The following is a 19,567-nucleotide window of genomic DNA, read 5'->3' as shown; positions in this document are numbered from 1 at the left end:
TGATCTTCATGGTTTGTATTTTTCTACCAGTGCATAAAGGACCGCAGCAGTTTCAGCATCCATCTTCCCGCTGTAATTGCAGGGACGAAAATGCAGCTGAAATGCCCGAATTAATTGGGTATAGCCCGCTTCACTTCCCGAACCTGAGGTGTCGTAGCCATATCGTTTCAACTTTTCTATAATGTCATTTTTCGGAGGTAAAGTTTGGAAAAACTGCTTAACGTATTTATCTTTTGTTTCTTCATCAAACCACGCCCCGATTCCGGCCATGTAAAGTTCTTTCCATGGAAAGGCTGGGCCTGGGTCGCTTTTTCTTCCTGGAGAAATATCACTGTGCCCGACGACATTGACCGGAGTAATATCCGGATAGCGTTGCAAAATGTTTGTTGCCAGCGCCTTTATTGCCTCAATTTGTATTGGGTTATAGGGCGGAAAGGTAAATACCCCGTTATTATCTGTGGCTAAATTAACATTCTCAATCCCGATCGCCGTATCATTAAGATTACTACGCCCAGCCCATGAACTGACCCCGGCATGCCATGCACGCTCATTCTCATCAACCAGGTTAAAAATACGCATATCTTTAAAACCAGCATCGATATACGTTTTATCCGAAGGGTCTGGGACAAGATAGTGGGCACTCACAGAAGGGCCAGTCAACGCCCGGATCGACGCGCCAAAATCAAGCGCGGTATAATGCATTACCAGAAAACGGACTCGGCGATTAAATCCTTTCACAGAACGATAGCTATTATAGTCAACCTGATACATATAGACTCCTTTCATATGATAAAATTATGAATTCCAATTTATTGAACGGCATAACCAGAAACGCTAATTAAATCCGGCCTGCTCGTTATTTATACAGCGACTTGCGTATGCTTATGTAAATCGCTTCGTAAAGTTGTCTAATTTTTACTTGCGTGAACGCTGTCCTTCCTGCCCAGAAGCGCTTTGACTGGCACCGCTGAGACGGCGAGCCGTTGTAACCCTGCATTTCCGCCAGGGGTGACGCTATCCGTTTCTCTATCACGCCTATTACATAACTTATGGTTATATAAAACACCGCTAGATTTCACTTTATCGTAACACTTCGGCTTGCGTAGACTCAGTGTGGGGACAGGGTTTCTCCCCTTCGCGCTGACATAACAACAAACAGATCAGCCCTTTGTATCCTGCCTATGCCATGAGGATTTCCGCATGAGCCAGATAAATGAACTGTATCATCGCAACTACGACCTACACCCGCCGGCGCTGGTGCCAGAATATAAAACCAGCGTGCTGCGCTCGCCGAAGAACGCATTGATCTCGTTGCAAAATTCGCTATCAGAAATCACCGGCCCGGTATTCGGCCAGCATGAGTTGGGGGCGCTGGATAACGATCTGATCCTTAATTACGCCAAACAGGGTTTGCCGATCGGCGAGCGGATTATTGTGCACGGCTATGTGCGTGACGAGAACGGTCTGCCGCTGCGCAATGCGCTGGTAGAAGTGTGGCAGGCCAACGCCGGCGGGCGTTACCGCCATAAAAAGGATCAGTATCTGGCACCGATAGACCCTAATTTCGGCGGTTGTGGCCGCATGTTGACCGACGATAACGGCTATTACTTCTTCCGCACCATCAAGCCCGGCCCCTATCCGTGGCGCAACCAGGTCAACGACTGGCGCCCCGCCCATATTCATTTCTCGCTGTCCGGCGACGCCTTCGCCCAGCGGCTGATCACCCAAATGTACTTTGAGGGCGATCCGCTGATTGCCAGTTGCCCCATAGTTCGTGCCATCAAAAATGACGATGCGGTGCGCACGCTGATCGCCGGGTTGGACAAAACCGCCTCGATTCAACTGGACAGCCTGGCCTATCGCTTCGATCTGGTGCTGCGCGGCCACCGCGCTACGCTGTTTGAAAACCGTCTGCAGGGGAAAGCATAATGCCGCAACAATATCTGCCGGAAACGCCGTCGCAAACCGCCGGGCCTTATGTCCACATCGGCCTGGCCCCTCTTGCCGCCGGTTTCGACATCTTTGAAAACAACTTCAACCACATCCTGACTCAGCCGGAAACCCAGGGCGAGCGCATCACTATTGAAGGCCGGGTGTTCGACGGCAGCGGCTCGCCGATCCGCGATGTGCTGCTGGAAATCTGGCAGGCCAATACGCATGGCCGCTACCATCACCCTGGCGATCAACAGCACGGCAAGCCGCTGGACAGCGCTTTTCGCGGTTGGGGCCGCAGTTGTTCGGATTTTGAAACCGGCCACTATCGCTTTGAAACCATCAAGCCGGGCGCAGTTTGCGGGCGTGACGGCCGCATGATGGCACCGCACGTTAATCTGTGGATCGTCGCGCGCGGCATCAATCTTGGGCTGCATACCCGGATGTATTTTGCCGATGAAGATGCCGCCAACCAGCGAGATCCGGTGCTGAATCTGATCGAACTGGAAGTGCGCCGTAAAACGCTGATTGCGCACCCCGAGCGCCGTGGCGACGAGCTGGTATATCGTTTTGACATTGTTGTTCAGGGCGATCGCGAAACGGTCTTCTTCGACCTGTAATTCCCGCCACCGCAGCGGCCGCAAAAATCTGCACGTCAGTGCAAATATGCGGCCGCCGTCACTTGTTGCCGCTGGGGAAAATTCCCTACACTGGGGCATGAAAAAAGCCAATTTATTTATACAACGCATGCGCTTGCGCCACATCAATGGGTTTGTCGCGGTGGCGCAGGAGCGATCGCTGAGCCGCGCCGCCGACAAATTGAGCCTGAGCCAACCGGCACTGTCGAAAACGCTGAGTGAACTGGAAGCCCTGACCGGTAACCGCCTGCTGGTGCGTAGCCGGCAGGGAACCCGGTTGACCGAACAAGGCGAACAGTTTTTGGGGTATGCCACGCGAGTGCTGGAGGCGCTGACCGCCGCCGGGCACGCGCTGGACAGGCTTGACGACGTACCGGCGCGGGTGCTGCGTATCGGCGCCTTGCCGACCACCGCGCTGGGTATGCTGCCGCAGTCCATCGGCCAGTATCAGCAGGCGCGCCCTTATTCACGTATTCAGGTGATCACCGCCAAAAATACCGAATTGCTGGCGCAGCTCAAAGCGGGCGACATCGACGTGGCGATTGGCCGCATGGCCGAACCGGAAATGATGAGCGGGATTGCCTTCGAACTGCTGCTGCTGGAATCATTGCTGATGGTGACGCGCCCGGGGCACCCGCTGTTGAGTGAGACCATCACCCTCGAGCAGGCGCTGAGCTATCCGGCCATTTTGTCGCCCAAAGGCACGGTGCCGCGCCACAATACCGAGAACCTGTTATCCACCCAGGGATTCAGCCTGCCCGGCCAGTATATCGAAACGCTGTCCGCCTCTTTGGCGCGCCAGATGACGTTGCAATTCGACTATGTGTGGTTTGTGCCTTCCAGCGCGGTTAAAGCCGATATCGCCGCCGGGCAACTTGTTCCCCTGCCGCTGCCTACTCAGGGCATGGAGGAAGCGGTGGGCATTTTGAGCCGTAATGACGGCGAGCTGAGTGAAGCGGCGCTGGCGTTTATCGCCACCGTGCGCCGCATCGCCAACGCCACAGGTTCCGCTTAGTCCGCCTCGCGATCCTGTTCGGCGAAAACCTCCTCCGCTAGGTGGAATGCCGAGTTTGCCGCCGGCAGGCCGCAGTACAGCGCGCTTTGCATCAATACCTCTTTGATCTCTTCGCGGGTCACGCCATTATTTGCGGCCGCTTTCAGGTGCATGCGCAGCTCGGCTTCGCGATTGAGGGCGATCAACATGGCAATGGTGATCAGGCTACGGGTGTGGCGCGCCAGCCCCGGCCGGGTCCAGATCTCCCCCCAGGCGTAGCGGCTGATAAAGTGCTGAAACTCTTCATTTAGCGGGTTGAGCCGGTCAAGACTGCGGTCAACGTGGGCATCCCCCAGTACGGCCCGCCGTACCTCAATGCCCTGCTGATAACGTTGTTCATCATTCATGCCGTTTTGCTCCTGCGGTTAACCGGGACGCCTGATCCAGCACCCGTTGAGTAAATGTCTGCGCGCTGCCGAGATAATGTTGCGGATCCAGCAATGCGGCCAGTCGTTCTGGGGTTAAATGCGCCATTACACTGCTGTCTTCCCGTAAGACGTCGAGCAACGAGCGCTGTTGCGCCAGCGCCAGATGGCACTGTTTTTCAATAAGCTGATGCGCCTGCTGGCGGCCGATAGCCTCGCCCAGCGCCATAGTCACGGACTCGGCCATGATCAACCCGCCGGTTAACTTCAGGTTATGTTGCATCTGCTGCGGGAATACCTGCAAACCGGCGATCAGATCGCCTGTCGTGTGCAATGCGCCCGTCGCCAACATCACCAACTCTGGCAAGCTTTCCCACTCGGCGTGCCAACCGCCCAGCCCGCGCTCATGTTCCTGCACCATAGCGGCATACAACCCGCCGACCAGCGCAGGAACCCGGTTGGCCGCCGCGAGGATCGCCGCGCAGGCCACCGGATTGCGTTTGTGTGGCATGGTGGAAGAACCGCCACGCCCTTCTGCCACCGGTTCGGCAACTTCCGCCACTTCGGTTTGCATCAATAAGGAGATGTCTCGTGCCAGTTTACCCAGCGTACCGGTTAAACCGGCGTACCAACCGGCAATCTCCAGCAGACGATCGCGCTGGCTGTGCCAAGGCGTATCCGCTGCGCTCAGTTGCAACCGCGCGGCCAGGGCCGTCACCAGCAGATCGCCTTCCCCGCGCAGTGACGCCAGCGTCCCCGCCGCGCCGCCCAGTTGCAGCGCCAGCACCCGAGAGCGCATTTCATCCAGCCGTTGACGGTAGCGCAGCAAAGCATCCAGCGAGCCGGCCAACTTTAGCCCTAGCGTGGTCGGCAGCGCGTGTTGCATCCAGGTGCGCCCAACCAGCACGCAATCCTGATGCCGCGTAATTTGTTGCACCAGCGCCGCCATCAACCGGTTCAGATCCTCTTGCGTGATGGCTATTGCATGCCGCAGTTGCAGCATCAGGCCGCTGTCGATAGCGTCCTGGCTGGTTGCCCCCCAATGAACAAAGCGTGCGGCATCGGTATCCCGTTGCGCGACCAAGGCCGTGAGTTGCTTCACCAGCGGGATGGCCAGATTACCGGCCTGCGCCGCCGCCTGCGCCAGCGCGGCGCTGTCTACTAAATGACTGTGGCAGCAGGCGGCGATATGCTGCGCAGCCTCTGGCGGAATGATCCCCAGCCCGGCTTGCGCCGTGGCCAGCGCCGCTTCGAAATCCAGCATGCCCTGCAGAGTGGCGGCATCGTTGAAACATTCGCTAACCGCTGAAGACCGCAACAGCGGCGTCAATAATTCCATAAATTCTCCGACCTTAAAGGGGCTTTTCCCGATGATGGCGCGGCCCAAGGCAGGGTGCAAGAGCGATAAACGCTGCCTTGGGCGATAATCGAAACATTGAGCATCTTTCTGCTACCGGTTGTGTTTTTTGTGATCCCGGTGGGGTCAGTTCATCTGAAAAGGCGAGCCGACGTAATTTTCCGCCAGCACCGTCATGGCACTGCGCGACTTCACCGTATATTGCAATTCCGACAGCTGCAGCCGCTGCTGGAATGGGCTGCCGTCAGGGTGAGTGTGCAGCATATTGGTCATCCACCAGGAAAAATGCTCGGCGCGCCATACCCGCTTAAGCGCGTCGTCGCTGTAGCTGTCCAGCCGCCGCCAGCTTTTGCGCAGATAAAACGCCTCCAGCGCTTGTGACAGCAGGCAGACGTCCGCCATCGCCAAATTCAGACCCTTCGCACCGGTCGGCGGCACGATATGCGCCGCATCCCCCGCCAGCAGCAGGCGCTTGCAGCGCATGGGCTCGGTGACAAAGCTGCGCATGCCCACCACGTTTTTCTGAAAAATACGGCCTTTTTTCAGCGACCAGCCGTCGTGATTTTCCAGCCGTGTTTCCAGTTCATTCCAGATGCGATCGTCCGACCATTGATCGACGTTTTCCGCCGGATCGCACTGGAAATACATCCGTTGCACGCCCGCCGAACGGGTGCTGATCAGCGCAAAGCCGCGGGCGTGTCGGGCGTAGATTAATTCATCGCTGGAAGGCGGCGCCTCCACCAGAATGCCGAACCAGCCGAAGGGATAGATCCGGGTGTAATCCTGTCTCAACCCACCGGGCATCGCCGCACGGCTGATACCGTGAAACCCGTCGCAACCGATAACGAAATCGCAGTTTAGCTGCCGTTGTTCGCCGGCGTGGCGGTAATGAACCTGCGGCCGTTCGCTGTCCAGCGCCTGCAATGATACCTGCTCGACCTCAAAATAGAGCTGGGCCTGCGCCGCTTGCCGTGCGGCGATCATATCTTTCAGCACCTCGTGCTGGGCATAAACGGTGATCGCACGGTCAGTGAGCTCGGCGAGATCTATCCGGTGCTGTTGGCCGCAAAATGCCAGCCGGATGCCTTGGTGCTGCACGCCTTCCCTGCGCATGCGCTCGCCAAGCCCGGTTTGATTGAGTAGATCTACCGTACCCTGTTCGAGCACCCCGGCGCGAATAGTGGATTCCACCGCCTGCCGGCTGCGCGTCTCCAGAACCACGGACTCAATACCCTGCAGATGCAGCAGGTGCGACAACATCAATCCTGCCGGGCCTGCGCCGATAATGGCAACCTGTGTACGCATGCTTATCTCCTTATAGCGCTTTGTTGAGCGAGCCGGGCAGCGCCGGCGTTCGGGTGGAAAAATGTTTGATCATCAGCGCCAGCGCAGCAACCAGCGCCGGAATGGCCAACAGGGTAAAAATGGTGCTGAACGACAGCTGCATTTGCATCAGTACCCCGCCGCTCATGGCGCCAAGGATGCCGCCAAAGCGCCCCAATCCCAGCATCCAGGCCACACCGGTCGCCCGTCCTTGGGTCGGATAGAAACCGGCGGCCAGCGCCGGCATTGAGGACTGCGCCCCGTTCATGCAGGTGCCGGCGATGAATACCGTCACCGCCATCAGTATCGGATGGGTATAAACATAGCCAATCGCGCAGACAAGCAGCCCGGTCAGGAGATACCCCACCGCCACCACCTTGTGCGGGTTCATCCGGTCCATCAGCCAACCGATAATCAACACGCCAATGCCGCCGCCCAGTGGAAACAGCGCGGTAATCAGCGAAGCCTGGCGGATGGAGGCACCGGTTTCACGGATCAATAGCGGCAACCAGCTGGTCAGCAGGTAGAAAATCATCAGGCCCATAAAATAGGTCAGGCATAGCATCAGCGTGCCCAACAGATAGCGCTGGGAGAAAATTACCCCCAGCGCCGATTTCGCCTTCACCTGGCCGCTTTCACTCAGGGTAAAACGCAGCGATTCCGGCACATTGATCGGTGCTATGCGTTTGAGCACCGCAGCGATGCGTTGCCGTGGGTAACCCCGCACCACCATGAAACGCGCGGATTCCGGCAAGGCGACAATCAGCACCACCGCCACCAGCAGCGGCATTACGCCGCCCAGCACCATCACGCTCTGCCAGCCAAAGTGTGGGATCAGCCAAGCGGAAACGAAACCGCCCAGTGAGGAACCTAGCGGAAAGCCGCAGAACATCAGATTCACCAACAGTGCGCGTTTACGTTCGGGTGCATATTCCGACATCAGGGTGGCGGCATTCGGCATCGCCGCCCCCAGGCCCAGCCCGGTTAAAAAACGCAGCAACGTCAACATGGGCAAGGAGGTGGCGAATGCCGTCAGCAGGCTGAAACCGCCAAACAGGATCAGCGACATCACTAGCACCTTTTTGCGGCCAATGCGGTCTGCCAGCGGCCCGGCGGTCAGCGCCCCCACCGCCAGCCCTACCAGCGCGGCACTCATCACCGGCCCCAGCGAGGTCTTCTCAATCCCCCAGTCCTGCACCAGCGAAGTGGCGATAAAACCGATGATCGCCGTATCGAATCCGTCCAGCGCCACCGTTAAAAAGCACAGTATCAGGATCATCCACTGATAGCGGGAAAAGGGATTGTCATTGATAAACGACTGAATCTCTAAGGTGTTGTGATCGGACATTGGCGTTTCCTAAGTTGGCCTGGCGCATAAGCCTGGCGGGAACGGCCAGACGCGACGCTGGCATAATCGCTAATTGTGCGATTATCGGAACTTGGTTCGTTAATCGACTTTTAAATCAAAACACCGCCGACAATAAGTTTCAATATTGTTAAATTAATTAGCGTGCGATTACCGAACGAGAAAAGATTAACGTTTAAATAAATTTTTAATTTTCAATATAATGAGTGGTTTTTTCGCGAGGTGTGAGGAATTGAGTTCTGTGATCTGATTAACATTGATGAAACATTAATGCCGATATGGGCCTGCGGTCCGATAAAAAAACACCCTGGAGGTGCTCGCAGGGTGTCAGGATCTCGTGCGGGGAGTGAAACCTCCGTCAGGCCGTATTTTGCCAGGACTTGCCCAGCAGGAAAGCCAGCTCCACCGATTGCGAGCGGTTCAAGCGCGGGTCGCAGGCTGTGTAATAACGATGAGCCAAGTCACGATCGCTGATGTGCTGCAGCCCGCCGGTACATTCAGTCACTTCCAATCCGGTCATTTCAACGTGTAGTCCGCCAGGGTGAACGCCGTGCTGATGCATTAGCGCGATGAAAGCCTGAGTTTCTGCCACCAGGGTAGCAAAAACGCGGGTTTTATGGCCGGCTCCCGTCGTGCTGGTGTTGCCATGCATGGGATCTATGGCCCAAATAACCGGGTGGCCGGTGGCTTTGACGGCTTGAATCAACGTGGGCAGCCTGGCGTCGATCTGCGTCAACCCCATGCGGGCAATCAGCACAATTTTGCCGGGTATGCCGAGCGGATCGATAAGTTTCAGCAAACCTAGCAGCTTGGCCTGGGTCATTGCGGGACCGCATTTGATGCCGATGGGATTGGCAATCCCTCGCAGGTACTCGACGTGGGCAAAATCGATGTCTCCGGTACGTTCCCCCAACCACAGCATATGAGCCGAGCAATTATACCAGCAGCCACGAGCGGGATCCCAGCGGGTCATCGCTTCTTCGTAAGGCAGCAGCAATGCCTCATGGCTGGTAAATTGCGGCTGGCGCGGCGGCTTTTCACCGATGCTGCGGTAACAGTCCTGCAACTGCCGGTGCAAGGTTCGATAGCCTTGTTCCGTAACCCCCGGGTGAACGTACTCCTGCTGCGGCGCGGCGCAAAACTCAAATACCGATTTTTCCAGGGCGCGCATCAGGTTCAGGGTGATCGCCGAGTGGTGATAGGCGCGCATCATGCGTTGAGGATCCGGAGTACGCCCCTGGGGGGTAAACTCACGGCCGTTGATGATATCACCGCGAAAGCTGGGCAAAGTGATGCCATCAAGGGTTTCCTCCGGCTGGCTGCGCGGTTTGGCGAACTGTCCGGCGATACGACCGATTTTCAGCACCGGCAACCCGATGCCTTGACTAATCAGGGCTGCCATCTGTTCCAGCGTTAATACGTGATCGCGCACCGAGGTGGTCTGGCAATCGGCAAAAGACTCTGCGCAATCCCCTCCCTGTAGCAAAAAAGCGCGTCCTTCGGCGATTAAAGCCAGTTGCTGCTGGCATTGGCGGATCTCTGATGCCAGCACCAACGGGGGGCTGCGTTGCAGTAACTGCTCGTAGTATTGCAACGCGCAGGTATCCGGGTAGACCGGCAGCTGTCGGGCTGGAAAGCGGCGCCATGACGCCGGCGCCCAACCGTCATCCGGTATCCCCTGCGGCAAGTTACCGCAGGATAATTCTCGCTCCCGGCGGAACTCGCCGGTCAGCACGTCAATATCATGTGTGAATATCATGATGCTCACTCACTGAGGATAAAGCGGAGTAAAACCACGGGCGCGAGATCACTCGGCGCGCTGGGAATGAGTCAGGTAAGTTTCCGTAACGCCGTTTTGTCTGGCTACGTAGTCTTCGCGCACCGGGGTGTAGACATCCAGCACTTCAGAGTCTTCCAGCGCCTCGGCATGGTGAATTGCCCATGATGGAATGATGAAAGTGTCGCCCGCATGCAAATAAAGGGTTCTGCCGTCTACGGTCAGACGCAGCGAGCCCTGCAAGATAGTGGTGGCCGTTTCATGCACATGTTTGTGTTCAGGGATCTTGGCGCCGGGCTTGAATTGCCAAAATGCCATGGTAAAGCCAACGCCATGGACAAATTTGGCGGTAATCTTGCTTTCCGAACCTTCCGGACGCTGTAGATCCATGTCGTAAGGAACCATTTCACTGCCTAAATGTAAGCTCATAGAGATACCTGCTGGGTTAATGGGTTGAAAGAAAAGTGAATTGCCTGCGTCAGGCGATTTTAGCGTGGATGGAAAAACCCATCGGCACCGGTCCGAAATCAGCCAAAATAGTCAGGCCGTAGCGGCTGGCGGAGACATCGGTAGATATACAGGCGTCAACGACACCCGCCGCACATTGGCGAGCCGCCTCGCTGTTGGAATTAAACAGTTCGATAGAATATTGGCGGTTTATTCCTGGCACCTGACGGATCAAATCCTGTGGCGCCGGATGCGAGCCGACGGTTTTAATTTCGCTGGGCTCGGCGTTTTTACTGGCGAAAACCATATTGTGCGTATCCATGACAAAACACTCTATCAGTTTTAAATAGCTCAGGTTTTTAAAAACCAAATGATGCAGGTGTGGATAGACAATACAGCCGAGTAATAGATCACGCTCGTCGGTATTCATCATATATTTCGCCGCATCCTCGAGCGTCTGATGTAATTTAACCTCGCCACTACGGCTGTTATTTTCCAGCCACAGGTGCGCTGCTTTCTCACAATTGGTGCCCGCTGGGCCTAATGTATGAACGGTTATCATGATTTATCTCGTCAATAATTAGAGCGTTAAATTCTGCCGGTCAAATTAATCAACTCGGGTAAACGCGCACCCTGCCTGATTTTCTCCAGCATGGTATTTTCGGTGGTGTCGATGGCCAGCGCCTGCTGCAGCAACAGCTCGGTCAATGCCAGCGGCACCACGACCGTACCGTTGATGTCTGAGACAATCAGATCACCGCTTTGGACCCTGACATGTTCGATCAGACACTGGGTGCCGGTTTCCGCTACCCAATAAGCGCCCTGAGTATCGGTGGGAATGGGATTGCTGGCGAGCACCGGCATCGAGAGCTGCTTTAGCTCACGCAGGTCGCGCACCGCGCCGCCCAAAACTACGCCGGCAAAACCCAGGTGAGCGAAATAAGTGCAGCTCATGCCGCCCGCCAACGCGGCATGGGTGATCAACGGACCGGCACCTGCTACATACACCAACCCAGCGCCAGTCTGTAGTTCAGGCACCAAAAAATCGCTAACTTGCGACCAGGTGGAGGGCTGCGACTGCAATATATCGCCGCCTTTACGCACCATTTTCCAGGATACGGTATAGGCCTGACCGACCAGATAGTGCTCCGACAGGTTTATTGCATGTATTTCAGGTGTTAACGCATTCCCGGCATTTAAACCGTCCAGAATATCAATAACCGTTGAAGTGCTTATTTTCTTGGCTTTAAATTCCGCCAATAGCTGAGGTGATATTAATTCAAATGACATAATTAACAATCCTGTATTGAAAATACAATCACACGACTGAAGGTAGTACAGCCGAACGTCATCTCTGCGAGAAAGAAATAATAACCACGCAATTTATGGTCCATTAACAAATAGGATGAACCACAAATTAAGTCAATATCTTTTTGTTGCTTGTTTGTTTTTTATAATGAGGAATTAAGTTAAAGTGAGTAAAATCAAAGACAGGGGGAATGGATTTTTGTTTTTAATGGGGATAGGATTTATTAATAAAAACATTATTACCAATATAACTATTGAGGAATAATATATAGGCTGTTAAATAATAATTAAACATAATTATTTTTCGGGGATCTTCTTTCGTGTCTTAGCGTCGGGTTCGCATAGCGAAAAACGGGGCGTAAAGCCCCGTTGGTACGCCTGGCGCAGGTTTGCCTCTCATAGACTCTTGGCGATTTCGCCTGTAGGTAATTGGGCCTGGCGATTAAAGCCCCGGACACCCTTCAGGAAGATGGCGCAGGCGGTGATCACCGCCGGAATGGCGATAATGGCAAAAATACGCTCGAATCCCCAGCCCAGTGCCAGCATCTCTGCGCCGGCAAAGGCGCTGAGGATAGCGCCAATGCGCCCGACGCCGTGCATCCAGCTGGACCCGGTCGCCCGCGCCTCCGTCGGGTAATAGTGCGCCGACAGCGCATTCATGCCGGTATTGGCGCCATTCAGGCAAAAACCACAGGCCAACGCCAGTGCGCCGAGCATCAGGCTACTGTGAGAAGCCAAGCCTATCAACACCGTGAAACAGGCGCCCAGCAGGTAGATCACCCCCAGCGCTCTGTGGGGATTAACCCGATCCATCAGCCAGCCGGCAAACAGCGAGCCTGCGGTGCCACCGGCCTGATACAACGCCGTAATCACCGCCGCCTGCGCCACACTCATCCCAATGCCTTTCACCAACGTCGGCAGCCAACTGCCCAGCAGATAGACCAGGAACAGCGCCATAAAATACCCCAGCCATAGCATGATGCTGCCAAACCGGTACTGAGGCGACACCACAATCTGCATCGAGCCTTTACCGGGGGCTACCAGCGGCGGCAACGTGTAGCGCGTGTTGGCGTCGGTACTCCCCGGCGCCAGTTTTTCCACAATTTTGCCAATGCGTTCAGGGCTGGCACGTTTGGTCACCAGGAATCGCACCGATTCCGGCAGCCTGGCGAGCAGCAGCGGCACGCTAAGCAACGGCAGTATGCCCCCCAACAGCAGCAGCGCATGCCACCCCATCTGCGGGATAATCCAAGAGGCGGCGAATCCCCCCAGCGCAGCGCCGAAGGTAAATCCACAGAACACGACGGTGATAATGAACGACCGTTTCTTTTCCGGCGCATATTCGGATATCAGTGTGCCGACGTTCGGCATTGCCGCCCCCAGCCCCAATCCGGTCATGAAGCGGAAGAAAATCATTTGCTCGATATTCTGCGAAAATGCGGTGATCAGCGTCCACAAGCCAAAAAAGAACACGCTGTTGATGATAATCACCCTACGCCCCATCCAATCCGCCAGCGGCCCGGACAGCAACGCGCCTATCGTCAGACCGATCAACGCCGCACTGATCACCATGCCAAGCTGATGATTGCCGATGCCCCATTCGCTTTTCAGTTCCGGCGCGATAAAGCCCATCAGGGTAATGTCGAAGCCATCCAGTGCAATAACGATAAATCCAAGCAAAACGATCAATTTTTGATACCCGGATAACGGGCGATCGTTAATCAGTGTGCGAACATCAATTTCGTTTGAAGCCACAATGTCTTCCTCCGTACAGTCGGCTCAGGCCGCAAATGTCGTTATAAGCGTCGGGACTGTCTCCGCGTCGCTGTGTTATTCGCTTTACGGCCACCAGGGCTACAGGCGCAAATGAATGCAAATGTTCGATAATCGCACCAACATTCAAATATCGCACTTCCAATGTAAGAACTCTCAAGCGAGTCGGCAACGGAGGGTATCGATAATCTGGGCGGTTATCGAACCTATTGGTACGTTTGTCGCCAAGTTAAAACACCGCTCTACCGAGAGCCGATAATACAAAACGCTGAAAACTAATATAATTAATAACCTTATTGCCGGGTGAAACACCAGCGCAGCGGCGAAAAATAATGTTGCCGAAGTGTGAGGAAGATCATTATGACGGTGCTGACATCCGTGAATTGCTTAACATTCGGGCAGCATGATACCGATCACAAATCGAAGATAGCCGGTTTACATAAAGTACCAAATGGTTCATTTTTTCTTCGTGTCGTGTTCCACGGCCCCCAAGCCCTGACCCCGGAGAAACCATGAAGAATAATGAACAACCTCGCCCGCTCTATCTGCTCGCCCTGCTGGGCCAGGGCATTCAGGGTTCACTGTCACCGCAGCTGTACGAGCAGGAGGCCCGTCGGCAAGGTCTGCGTTGCGCCTATCAACTGCTCGATTTCACTCAACGCGGCTGGGCTGACGACCGCCTGCCGGCCGTGCTCGACAGCCTGGCGCTGTTGGGTTTCACCGGCTGCAATATCACGCATCCGTTCAAACAACAGGTCATTCCCTGGCTGGATGAACTGTCGCCTCAGGCCAGCGCCATTGGCGCAGTCAATACCGTGCTGTTTCACGATGGCAAACGCATTGGCCACAATACCGATTGCGACGGATTTATTACCCACTTTAGCCAGGGATTGAGCGGCGAAAAGATCCATCGCGTGGTTCAGGTAGGTACAGGCGGTGCGGGCTATGCGGTGGCTTATGGCCTATTGGCGCACGGCGTCGGTCATTTGATGTTGCACGATCGGGATCCGGTGCGCAGCCACAACCTGCAACAGCAGTTGGCCCGGCACTTTGGCGAACAGCGGATCGGCGTGACTGAAGACGTGGCCGGAGCCTTGGCCGACAGCGACGGCCTGGTACAGGCCACGCCGATCGGCATGACCGGTCACCCGGGCATGCCGGTGGATATCGACTGGCTGCAACCGCGCCACTGGTTGGCGGACGTGATTTATGTTCCCCGGGAAACCGAGTTGGTGAAAAAGGCCCGCGCCAAAGGCTGCCGGGCTATCGTGGGCGATGGCATGGTGGTGCACCAGGCAGCGCTGGCGTTTCAGCTGTATACCGGGCACGCGCCGGATACCGCGAGCATGAGCCGGGTATTCCGGCAAGCCGGCTGACCGGAACGGGCGCGGTGATGAACCGCGCCCTGCCATTACCGCAATTGCCGCATCGCCGCCAAACGTGCCGCACCATTTACCGCGCCATACTGGGCATACCCGCCAAACCTTTGCAGTAATTCAAAGAAGAACCGCCCTTCGGCAAACGGCCGGCTGTATACGTGCAACAGTTCGCCGCCCTGCGCGTCGCGATCGTAGAGAATATGGTACTGTGCCAGCCGGGCGATAAAGGCGTCGTCGAGGTCAAAACGGGCAGCCAGATCTTCGTAGTAGTTATCGGCGATGGTCAACAACTGCATACCGTTGGCCTTGGCCTGTTCAACCGCCTGAAATATATCCCCGGTCGAGAACGCAACGTGCTGTAGTCCGGCACCGTGGTAGGTCTCCACCGTTCTGGCGCTGAGCGTCGCGTTGCTCTGCGAGACGTTCAGCGGCAGGCGGATACCATTACAACGGCTGTGCATCACCCGGCTATGTACCAGCCCGTAAGGATCCGGCAGCAGTTGCTCGCCGTCCGGTTCGAAACCCGGCACGCAGCGCAAAAACATCACCCAGTTCTTTAATGCGCTTTCAGGCATCGCCACCGCCAGATGATCGATACCCTCAAGTCCGGAAGCCGTGTGTGTCGGCTTGTCCCGCAGATGGAAGTCATCCTGATAAATTGCCGCTTCGCCGCCGTTTACCGGGGTCTCAACCAGATAGATCAGGCTGCCATCGGGCGCGCACAGCGCCGGAATGCGGTGTTCATTAGGGCCAACCTGCCCCTGATAAACCGGATAACCGAAATCTTGCGCCCGCTGCAACAAAGCGGACGGATTAGCCACCCGCCAGGCCATGGCGCACAACGAAGCGCCATGCCGCTCACGGTAATCATCGGCAAATGAGTCGTTTTGCTGGTTGAGGATGATGCGCACCGAGCCGTTTTGATACAGCGTAACAGCCTTGGAACGGTGCTCACCGCGCAGGCTGAACCCCATCTGCCGCAGCCAGCCGGCCAGGTTTTCCGCCTCCTGCCTGTTTACCGCAAACTCGATAAACTCGATTTGCTGGCTTTCAGGCAAAGGCGCGCTGCTGAATAACTCAGGCGTGGGCGGTTGGGTGGCAGCCACCTGTTCTTCCAGGTACAACAGCGAGCGTAGGCCGTCCTGCGCCGTTGGCGCGCTCGGCGTAGCGCGAAAACCGTCGTTGAAAATCTCCAGCGACCAGGGGCCGGCGTAACCTTTTTCGACCAGGCGGCGCGCGAACTCGACCAGCGGTAATTCCCCTTGGCCGGGGAAACAGCGGAAATGCCGGCTCCATTCGATCACCTCCATGTTCATCAATGGCGCATCGGCCAGTTGCAGGAAGCTGATTTTCTCTGCCGGGATATCGTCGAGCTGATCGAGGTTATCGCCCAACGCCAAAATATGAAAACTGTCCAGCACCAGCCCCAACGCCGGGCTGTCGACGGCGCGGACCCGGTCCCAGGCCTGGCGATAGCGGTTCACGTGCCGCCCCCAGGCCAGCGCCTCGTACCCCACCACCATGCCCTGTTGCTGCGCCAGGTTCGCCAGACGCCCCAGATCCTCAATCTGCAGTTCAATCTCTGCGGAACTGTCATGCGCTACGTTGCTGCACAGCAGCATGCGGTCGCAGCCAAGTTCTTGCATCAGGGCAAACTTGCGCCGCACGCGTTCGAGATTGGCCGCCAGCCGATCGCGTGGGCCGCCCTCAAAGTCGCGAAACGGCTGGAACAGCGTAATCGCCAGCCCAAGTTCCTGCGCCAGACGACGGATATCCGCCGGTTTGCCGGGATAATACAGCAGGTCGTTTTCAAAAATCTCCACGCCGTCAAAACCGGCGGCGGCAATGGCTTCCAGCTTTTCCGGCAGGGTTCCTGCGATAGATACGGTGGCTATTGAACGAAACATGACTTTTCCCCTTTGCGACAGTGGTGACAAATCGGCTCGCCGCCGTTAAAGGGGGGAACGGACGGCGGCATATGCAACTATAAATGAACCATAAGGTTCATTGTGTCAATGTACCGCCCGCGAACCTTAACAACTCTTTAACCCGGATCACAAAAGTGCCACCGCTGTGGAGAGTGTCAGGTGCTATTTCAGCTTAAGCATCTTCCCGAGCAGGATATCCGTGGGTTCGAGTATGTCCGTATCAATCCCTGCCGAGGGTGTGAAGGTCAATTCGCCAAAGATGACTTTGCCATTGGAGATATAAAAATCGACGCGGACAAATTCAAAGGGTTCAGACAATTTTCGGGCGTACTCAAAGAGATCGTCGTAACCTTCGGGTTTAACAAAAGCATCGATCTCTTCCTGGCTGAGAGCCAGGCAGTCTTGGCTATAACAAAGAAACTTGAAGTCTTTATCGAAGAAGTAATATTTTGGCATGCCGGTTTCTCTGCCGACACAAAGTAATGTGCAATAAGGAACGCCATGAAAGCAGTATATTTTATAATCATCAGGGCCAACGCCATTAGATGACTCTATGAATTTCTCCCCTATTATTTTTTTATTGATGTTCTTGTAGTTCAATTCCGCATAGACCTTCCAATAGTCTTCACGCATCCAGTTTTCAATGGTTTTCGATGTTTTTACGATATCCAGCGAACTTTTATCCTGACAAATCAGGTTGTAACCCGAACCATGGTTTCCCTTAATCACAAACTTGTCAGGTAACGAATCCCATGGGATCTCATGAACCGAATCGCAGGCGAAGTAGAGTTCATTGAGAATTTCTTCACATCCTTTGGCCTTTAGATACTCTCTTACTGCGTATTTATCCGCACATTGCGTGACCAGTGCATTGTTGCTGTAATCGTTGAGTTTGAGATAATTTATCTTCTCGTTCCATGTCGATGGTGGGTTTAAATTCAATTTTTTTCCGAATGCCTTTTCGTATATAAATTTCGTCTTGAACGTCGGCGCGAATGTAGCCAATTGATTCATGATGAATTTATTAATGTGTTTTCTCATGCAGGCTGTCTCATCATTTGATAAAAATATTAAAAAGGCGACCGAGAGGTCCCAAAGGTATTTAAAGCGATTGGCTGTTCTTGCTCACTGCGCCATTGAATCATCGCCGGGGTGGTGCTCAGGTCGAATTGGTTCTGACCTAAAGCTCGATTGAGAATGCGAGCCGATCGCCAGGCTATCAGGCTAAGCTGAGGATCGGCGATACCGTGGTGATGCATGCTGGCGTTGACGGCAAACAAGCAATTCTCATGTACCCCTTCCCGCTCAAGGGTAAAATCAGAAGCAATACGGTATTGCCCATCGGCGGTGGTTAACAAACGGTCAGCCAGGGAATCAAGAAAGGCCGGGCGGACCTGTTGGTAACCGGTGGCAAAGATAACCACGTCCGCATCAACGCTTTCTCGCCCTTGATCAAGGTGATGCAGCGTCTCTAACCGATAAGCATTGTCTTTGGCATTAAGGGCCGTAACTGAACGGCTGGGCAGCAAGCGTACCCAGCGTTTCTCACGGAGTACATCGAAGTGGTGATACATGGCGCGATAAATTGCCAACAGAGACTCGCTGGTGATGCCATCGGAAGTCATCCTTTGTTCCAGCAGCATATGTTCTTTGGCCGCGTGGTCGAGCGTGTAGAAGTTGTCGACATACTCTGGCGTAAAATACTCGTTGGCAAAGGCGGCTTCATCAAGCGCGTTGTAGTTGTTGCGCCGAGATATCCAGCTAAGTTGCTCTGGCCGGCCCCATTCCCCCTGGAAAATATTCAAGAACAGGTCGGCACCGCTTTGGCCTCCCCCCACAATGGCCACGCGTTTTCCGGCAAGGCTTGGCTGGCGCAACATCATTTCGCTGGCGTGAAAACAGTGATCGTTTTGTTGGGTTACGCAGTCCGGCAATTTGATTTGCTTGCCGATACCCACACACAGGTGTTTAGCGTAAAGCACATCATTCTGAGTGGTGACGACAAACTGTCGCTGATTGTCATCAAAGTCCACACGCCGAACTTCTTGGTTGAACACCAGCGAATCCAACCCCGTTGCCGCCCAGTTGAGATAATCGGCAAACTCTTCGCGTGATGCGGTACGCTGCTCAGTCGTCAGGAAGCGGTAGAACTTTTTACTCTTCACCAGATAGTTGAGAAAACTATAAGGGTTGGTTGGCGAGACGGCCGTGACCAGATCCTTCAAGAAATGAGTCTGCATATTGCTGTCCGCCAGGATCATGCCTGGGTGCCAAGAAAAGTGCGGTTTGCGTTCGAGGAATTTGCAATTGAAACCCTCGATTTCGCTTCCAAGCGCAGCAAGGCTGAGGTTGGACGGACCGATACCAATACCGATAAAGTCCAAACGCTGGTTCATTGAGTGTGCTCCTGAGTGAATAAATGTATTTCCCAAAATATATTCTGTGGTCCGGTAAAGTAACGTAACTAAACTAAATAGCGGCATTGGGTTTATTGACACCCTCAGCGTTGAGTAACATTCATTTACCCTCTGCGCCTTGTTAATTTCCCCTAACGTTTACCATTAACGACCACAAGATAAAAACATTAAAATAACCGAAATAACCCATCGTTTTATTTCACTTGAAACGCTCACTTATCATTCTTTGATAAACGACTTTCAGCCAAATAAAAACTTTACAGCGCTACGAAAAGAGAATGCTTCAGGAGGTAAACTCGGGACAATGAAATATAATACTCGTAGTTCAAAAGAAGAATCCATAACATGTCCCTATGCTATCTGCATATCCTGCATAACATCATCCTTAATTAAACACTGCCGAATCAGAGTAGCGCCAAAACTGCAGCCTGGCATGTAAAAAAACATGAAATCAAAATCAACAGGCTTTGTTAATGTGAAAATAAAAGTGAAATCGTCAATGT

The 19,567-nt window shown here is 54.6% G+C and carries 17 protein-coding genes; 4 read left to right on the top strand and 13 right to left on the bottom strand.

The window, feature by feature from the left end; genetic code table 11:
* Positions 1-6 precede the first annotated feature (6 nt).
* The gene (locus tag V2S86_RS07015; RefSeq protein WP_330761806.1) at positions 7-771 is read right to left on the bottom strand and encodes an N-acetylmuramoyl-L-alanine amidase; all 765 of its coding nucleotides are present in this window, start codon (positions 769-771) and stop codon (positions 7-9) included.
* Between the two features lie 429 nt (positions 772-1,200).
* On the opposite strand from V2S86_RS07015, the gene pcaH reads away from it, so the two are divergent.
* From pcaH to V2S86_RS07000, 3 genes are all read left to right on the top strand, one after another.
* Positions 1,201-1,929 carry a protocatechuate 3,4-dioxygenase subunit beta gene (gene pcaH / locus V2S86_RS07010; protein WP_330761805.1) on the top strand — a complete coding sequence of 243 codons (729 nt, stop codon included), beginning with the start codon at positions 1,201-1,203 and terminating at the stop codon, positions 1,927-1,929.
* A complete protein-coding gene (pcaG, locus tag V2S86_RS07005) occupies positions 1,929-2,552 on the top strand; it encodes a protocatechuate 3,4-dioxygenase subunit alpha (protein ID WP_330761804.1) in 624 nt (207 codons plus the stop codon). The genes pcaH and pcaG overlap by 1 nt, the downstream gene beginning before the upstream one ends.
* 97 nt (positions 2,553-2,649) lie before the next feature.
* Positions 2,650-3,585: a LysR substrate-binding domain-containing protein gene (locus tag V2S86_RS07000; RefSeq protein WP_330761803.1), complete on the top strand. Its 936-nt coding sequence runs from the start codon at positions 2,650-2,652 to the stop codon at positions 3,583-3,585.
* Here the strand turns inward: V2S86_RS07000 and pcaC are convergent.
* The 9 genes from pcaC to V2S86_RS06955 all read right to left on the bottom strand — a co-directional run bounded on the left by pcaC (position 3,582) and on the right by V2S86_RS06955 (position 13,322).
* Positions 3,582-3,971 carry a 4-carboxymuconolactone decarboxylase gene (pcaC, locus tag V2S86_RS06995; protein ID WP_311992561.1) on the bottom strand — a complete coding sequence of 130 codons (390 nt, stop codon included), beginning with the start codon at positions 3,969-3,971 and terminating at the stop codon, positions 3,582-3,584. The genes V2S86_RS07000 and pcaC overlap by 4 nt on opposite strands.
* On the bottom strand, positions 3,964-5,328 hold the full coding sequence (locus tag V2S86_RS06990) for a 3-carboxy-cis,cis-muconate cycloisomerase (protein ID WP_330761802.1): 1,365 nt from the start codon (positions 5,326-5,328) through the stop codon (positions 3,964-3,966). The genes pcaC and V2S86_RS06990 overlap by 8 nt, the downstream gene beginning before the upstream one ends.
* A 144-nt stretch (positions 5,329-5,472) precedes the next feature.
* Positions 5,473-6,651 (bottom strand): 4-hydroxybenzoate 3-monooxygenase, encoded by a 1,179-nt coding sequence (locus V2S86_RS06985; RefSeq protein ID WP_330761801.1) that lies wholly within the window; start codon positions 6,649-6,651, stop codon positions 5,473-5,475.
* 10 nt (positions 6,652-6,661) lie between these two features.
* Positions 6,662-8,017 carry an MFS transporter gene (locus tag V2S86_RS06980; RefSeq protein WP_330761800.1) on the bottom strand — a complete coding sequence of 452 codons (1,356 nt, stop codon included), beginning with the start codon at positions 8,015-8,017 and terminating at the stop codon, positions 6,662-6,664.
* A 376-nt stretch (positions 8,018-8,393) separates the two neighbouring features.
* Positions 8,394-9,794, bottom strand: coding sequence for a 3-deoxy-7-phosphoheptulonate synthase class II (locus V2S86_RS06975; protein WP_330761799.1), 1,401 nt, complete (start codon positions 9,792-9,794; stop codon positions 8,394-8,396).
* A 48-nt stretch (positions 9,795-9,842) separates the two neighbouring features.
* Positions 9,843-10,241, bottom strand: a complete 399-nt coding sequence (locus tag V2S86_RS06970; protein WP_330761798.1) for a cupin domain-containing protein — start codon at positions 10,239-10,241, stop codon at positions 9,843-9,845.
* Between the two features lie 49 nt (positions 10,242-10,290).
* The gene (locus tag V2S86_RS06965) at positions 10,291-10,821 is read right to left on the bottom strand and encodes a prephenate dehydratase domain-containing protein (protein WP_330761797.1); all 531 of its coding nucleotides are present in this window, start codon (positions 10,819-10,821) and stop codon (positions 10,291-10,293) included.
* A 26-nt stretch (positions 10,822-10,847) separates the two neighbouring features.
* Positions 10,848-11,549, bottom strand: coding sequence for an RraA family protein (locus V2S86_RS06960; RefSeq protein ID WP_330761796.1), 702 nt, complete (start codon positions 11,547-11,549; stop codon positions 10,848-10,850).
* Between the two features lie 414 nt (positions 11,550-11,963).
* Entirely contained in the window at positions 11,964-13,322 is a 1,359-nt protein-coding gene (locus tag V2S86_RS06955) for an MFS transporter (RefSeq protein ID WP_330761795.1), read from the bottom strand.
* A gap of 530 nt (positions 13,323-13,852) precedes the next feature.
* On the opposite strand from V2S86_RS06955, the gene V2S86_RS06950 reads away from it, so the two are divergent.
* Complete coding sequence (locus tag V2S86_RS06950) at positions 13,853-14,716, top strand: shikimate dehydrogenase (protein ID WP_330761794.1); 864 nt, start codon at positions 13,853-13,855, stop codon at positions 14,714-14,716.
* 35 nt (positions 14,717-14,751) lie between these two features.
* Here the strand turns inward: V2S86_RS06950 and V2S86_RS06945 are convergent, their stop codons facing one another.
* From V2S86_RS06945 to V2S86_RS06935, 3 genes are all read right to left on the bottom strand, one after another.
* Positions 14,752-16,626: a bifunctional sugar phosphate isomerase/epimerase/4-hydroxyphenylpyruvate dioxygenase family protein gene (locus V2S86_RS06945; protein ID WP_330761793.1), complete on the bottom strand. Its 1,875-nt coding sequence runs from the start codon at positions 16,624-16,626 to the stop codon at positions 14,752-14,754.
* A 183-nt stretch (positions 16,627-16,809) separates the two neighbouring features.
* Positions 16,810-17,688 (bottom strand): ATP-grasp fold amidoligase family protein, encoded by an 879-nt coding sequence (locus tag V2S86_RS06940; RefSeq protein ID WP_330761792.1) that lies wholly within the window; start codon positions 17,686-17,688, stop codon positions 16,810-16,812.
* Between the two features lie 29 nt (positions 17,689-17,717).
* Positions 17,718-19,043, bottom strand: a complete 1,326-nt coding sequence (locus tag V2S86_RS06935; RefSeq protein WP_330761791.1) for a lysine N(6)-hydroxylase/L-ornithine N(5)-oxygenase family protein — start codon at positions 19,041-19,043, stop codon at positions 17,718-17,720.
* Between the last annotated feature and the right edge of the window lie 524 nt (positions 19,044-19,567).

The sequence above is a fragment of the Serratia sp. C2(1) genome (assembly GCF_036352655.1).
Taxonomy (GTDB): Bacteria; Pseudomonadota; Gammaproteobacteria; order Enterobacterales; family Enterobacteriaceae; genus Serratia; species Serratia inhibens.
This window is presented reverse-complemented; position numbering and strand designations above follow the sequence as displayed.

Bases quoted from the DNA above. Each gene is read 5' to 3' on its own strand.
- V2S86_RS07015 (WP_330761806.1), bottom strand. From the start codon at position 771: ATGTATCAGGTTGACTATAATAGCTATCGTTCTGTGAAAGGATTTAAT.
- pcaH (WP_330761805.1), top strand. From the start codon at position 1,201: ATGAGCCAGATAAATGAACTGTATCATCGCAACTACGACCTACACCCG.
- pcaG (WP_330761804.1), top strand. From the start codon at position 1,929: ATGCCGCAACAATATCTGCCGGAAACGCCGTCGCAAACCGCCGGGCCT.
- V2S86_RS07000 (WP_330761803.1), top strand. From the start codon at position 2,650: ATGAAAAAAGCCAATTTATTTATACAACGCATGCGCTTGCGCCACATC.
- pcaC (WP_311992561.1), bottom strand. From the start codon at position 3,971: ATGAATGATGAACAACGTTATCAGCAGGGCATTGAGGTACGGCGGGCC.
- V2S86_RS06990 (WP_330761802.1), bottom strand. From the start codon at position 5,328: ATGGAATTATTGACGCCGCTGTTGCGGTCTTCAGCGGTTAGCGAATGT.
- V2S86_RS06985 (WP_330761801.1), bottom strand. From the start codon at position 6,651: ATGCGTACACAGGTTGCCATTATCGGCGCAGGCCCGGCAGGATTGATG.
- V2S86_RS06980 (WP_330761800.1), bottom strand. From the start codon at position 8,017: ATGTCCGATCACAACACCTTAGAGATTCAGTCGTTTATCAATGACAAT.
- V2S86_RS06975 (WP_330761799.1), bottom strand. From the start codon at position 9,794: ATGATATTCACACATGATATTGACGTGCTGACCGGCGAGTTCCGCCGG.
- V2S86_RS06970 (WP_330761798.1), bottom strand. From the start codon at position 10,241: ATGAGCTTACATTTAGGCAGTGAAATGGTTCCTTACGACATGGATCTA.
- V2S86_RS06965 (WP_330761797.1), bottom strand. From the start codon at position 10,821: ATGATAACCGTTCATACATTAGGCCCAGCGGGCACCAATTGTGAGAAA.
- V2S86_RS06960 (WP_330761796.1), bottom strand. From the start codon at position 11,549: ATGTCATTTGAATTAATATCACCTCAGCTATTGGCGGAATTTAAAGCC.
- V2S86_RS06950 (WP_330761794.1), top strand. From the start codon at position 13,853: ATGAAGAATAATGAACAACCTCGCCCGCTCTATCTGCTCGCCCTGCTG.
- V2S86_RS06945 (WP_330761793.1), bottom strand. From the start codon at position 16,626: ATGTTTCGTTCAATAGCCACCGTATCTATCGCAGGAACCCTGCCGGAA.
- V2S86_RS06940 (WP_330761792.1), bottom strand. From the start codon at position 17,688: ATGAGAAAACACATTAATAAATTCATCATGAATCAATTGGCTACATTC.
- V2S86_RS06935 (WP_330761791.1), bottom strand. From the start codon at position 19,043: ATGAACCAGCGTTTGGACTTTATCGGTATTGGTATCGGTCCGTCCAAC.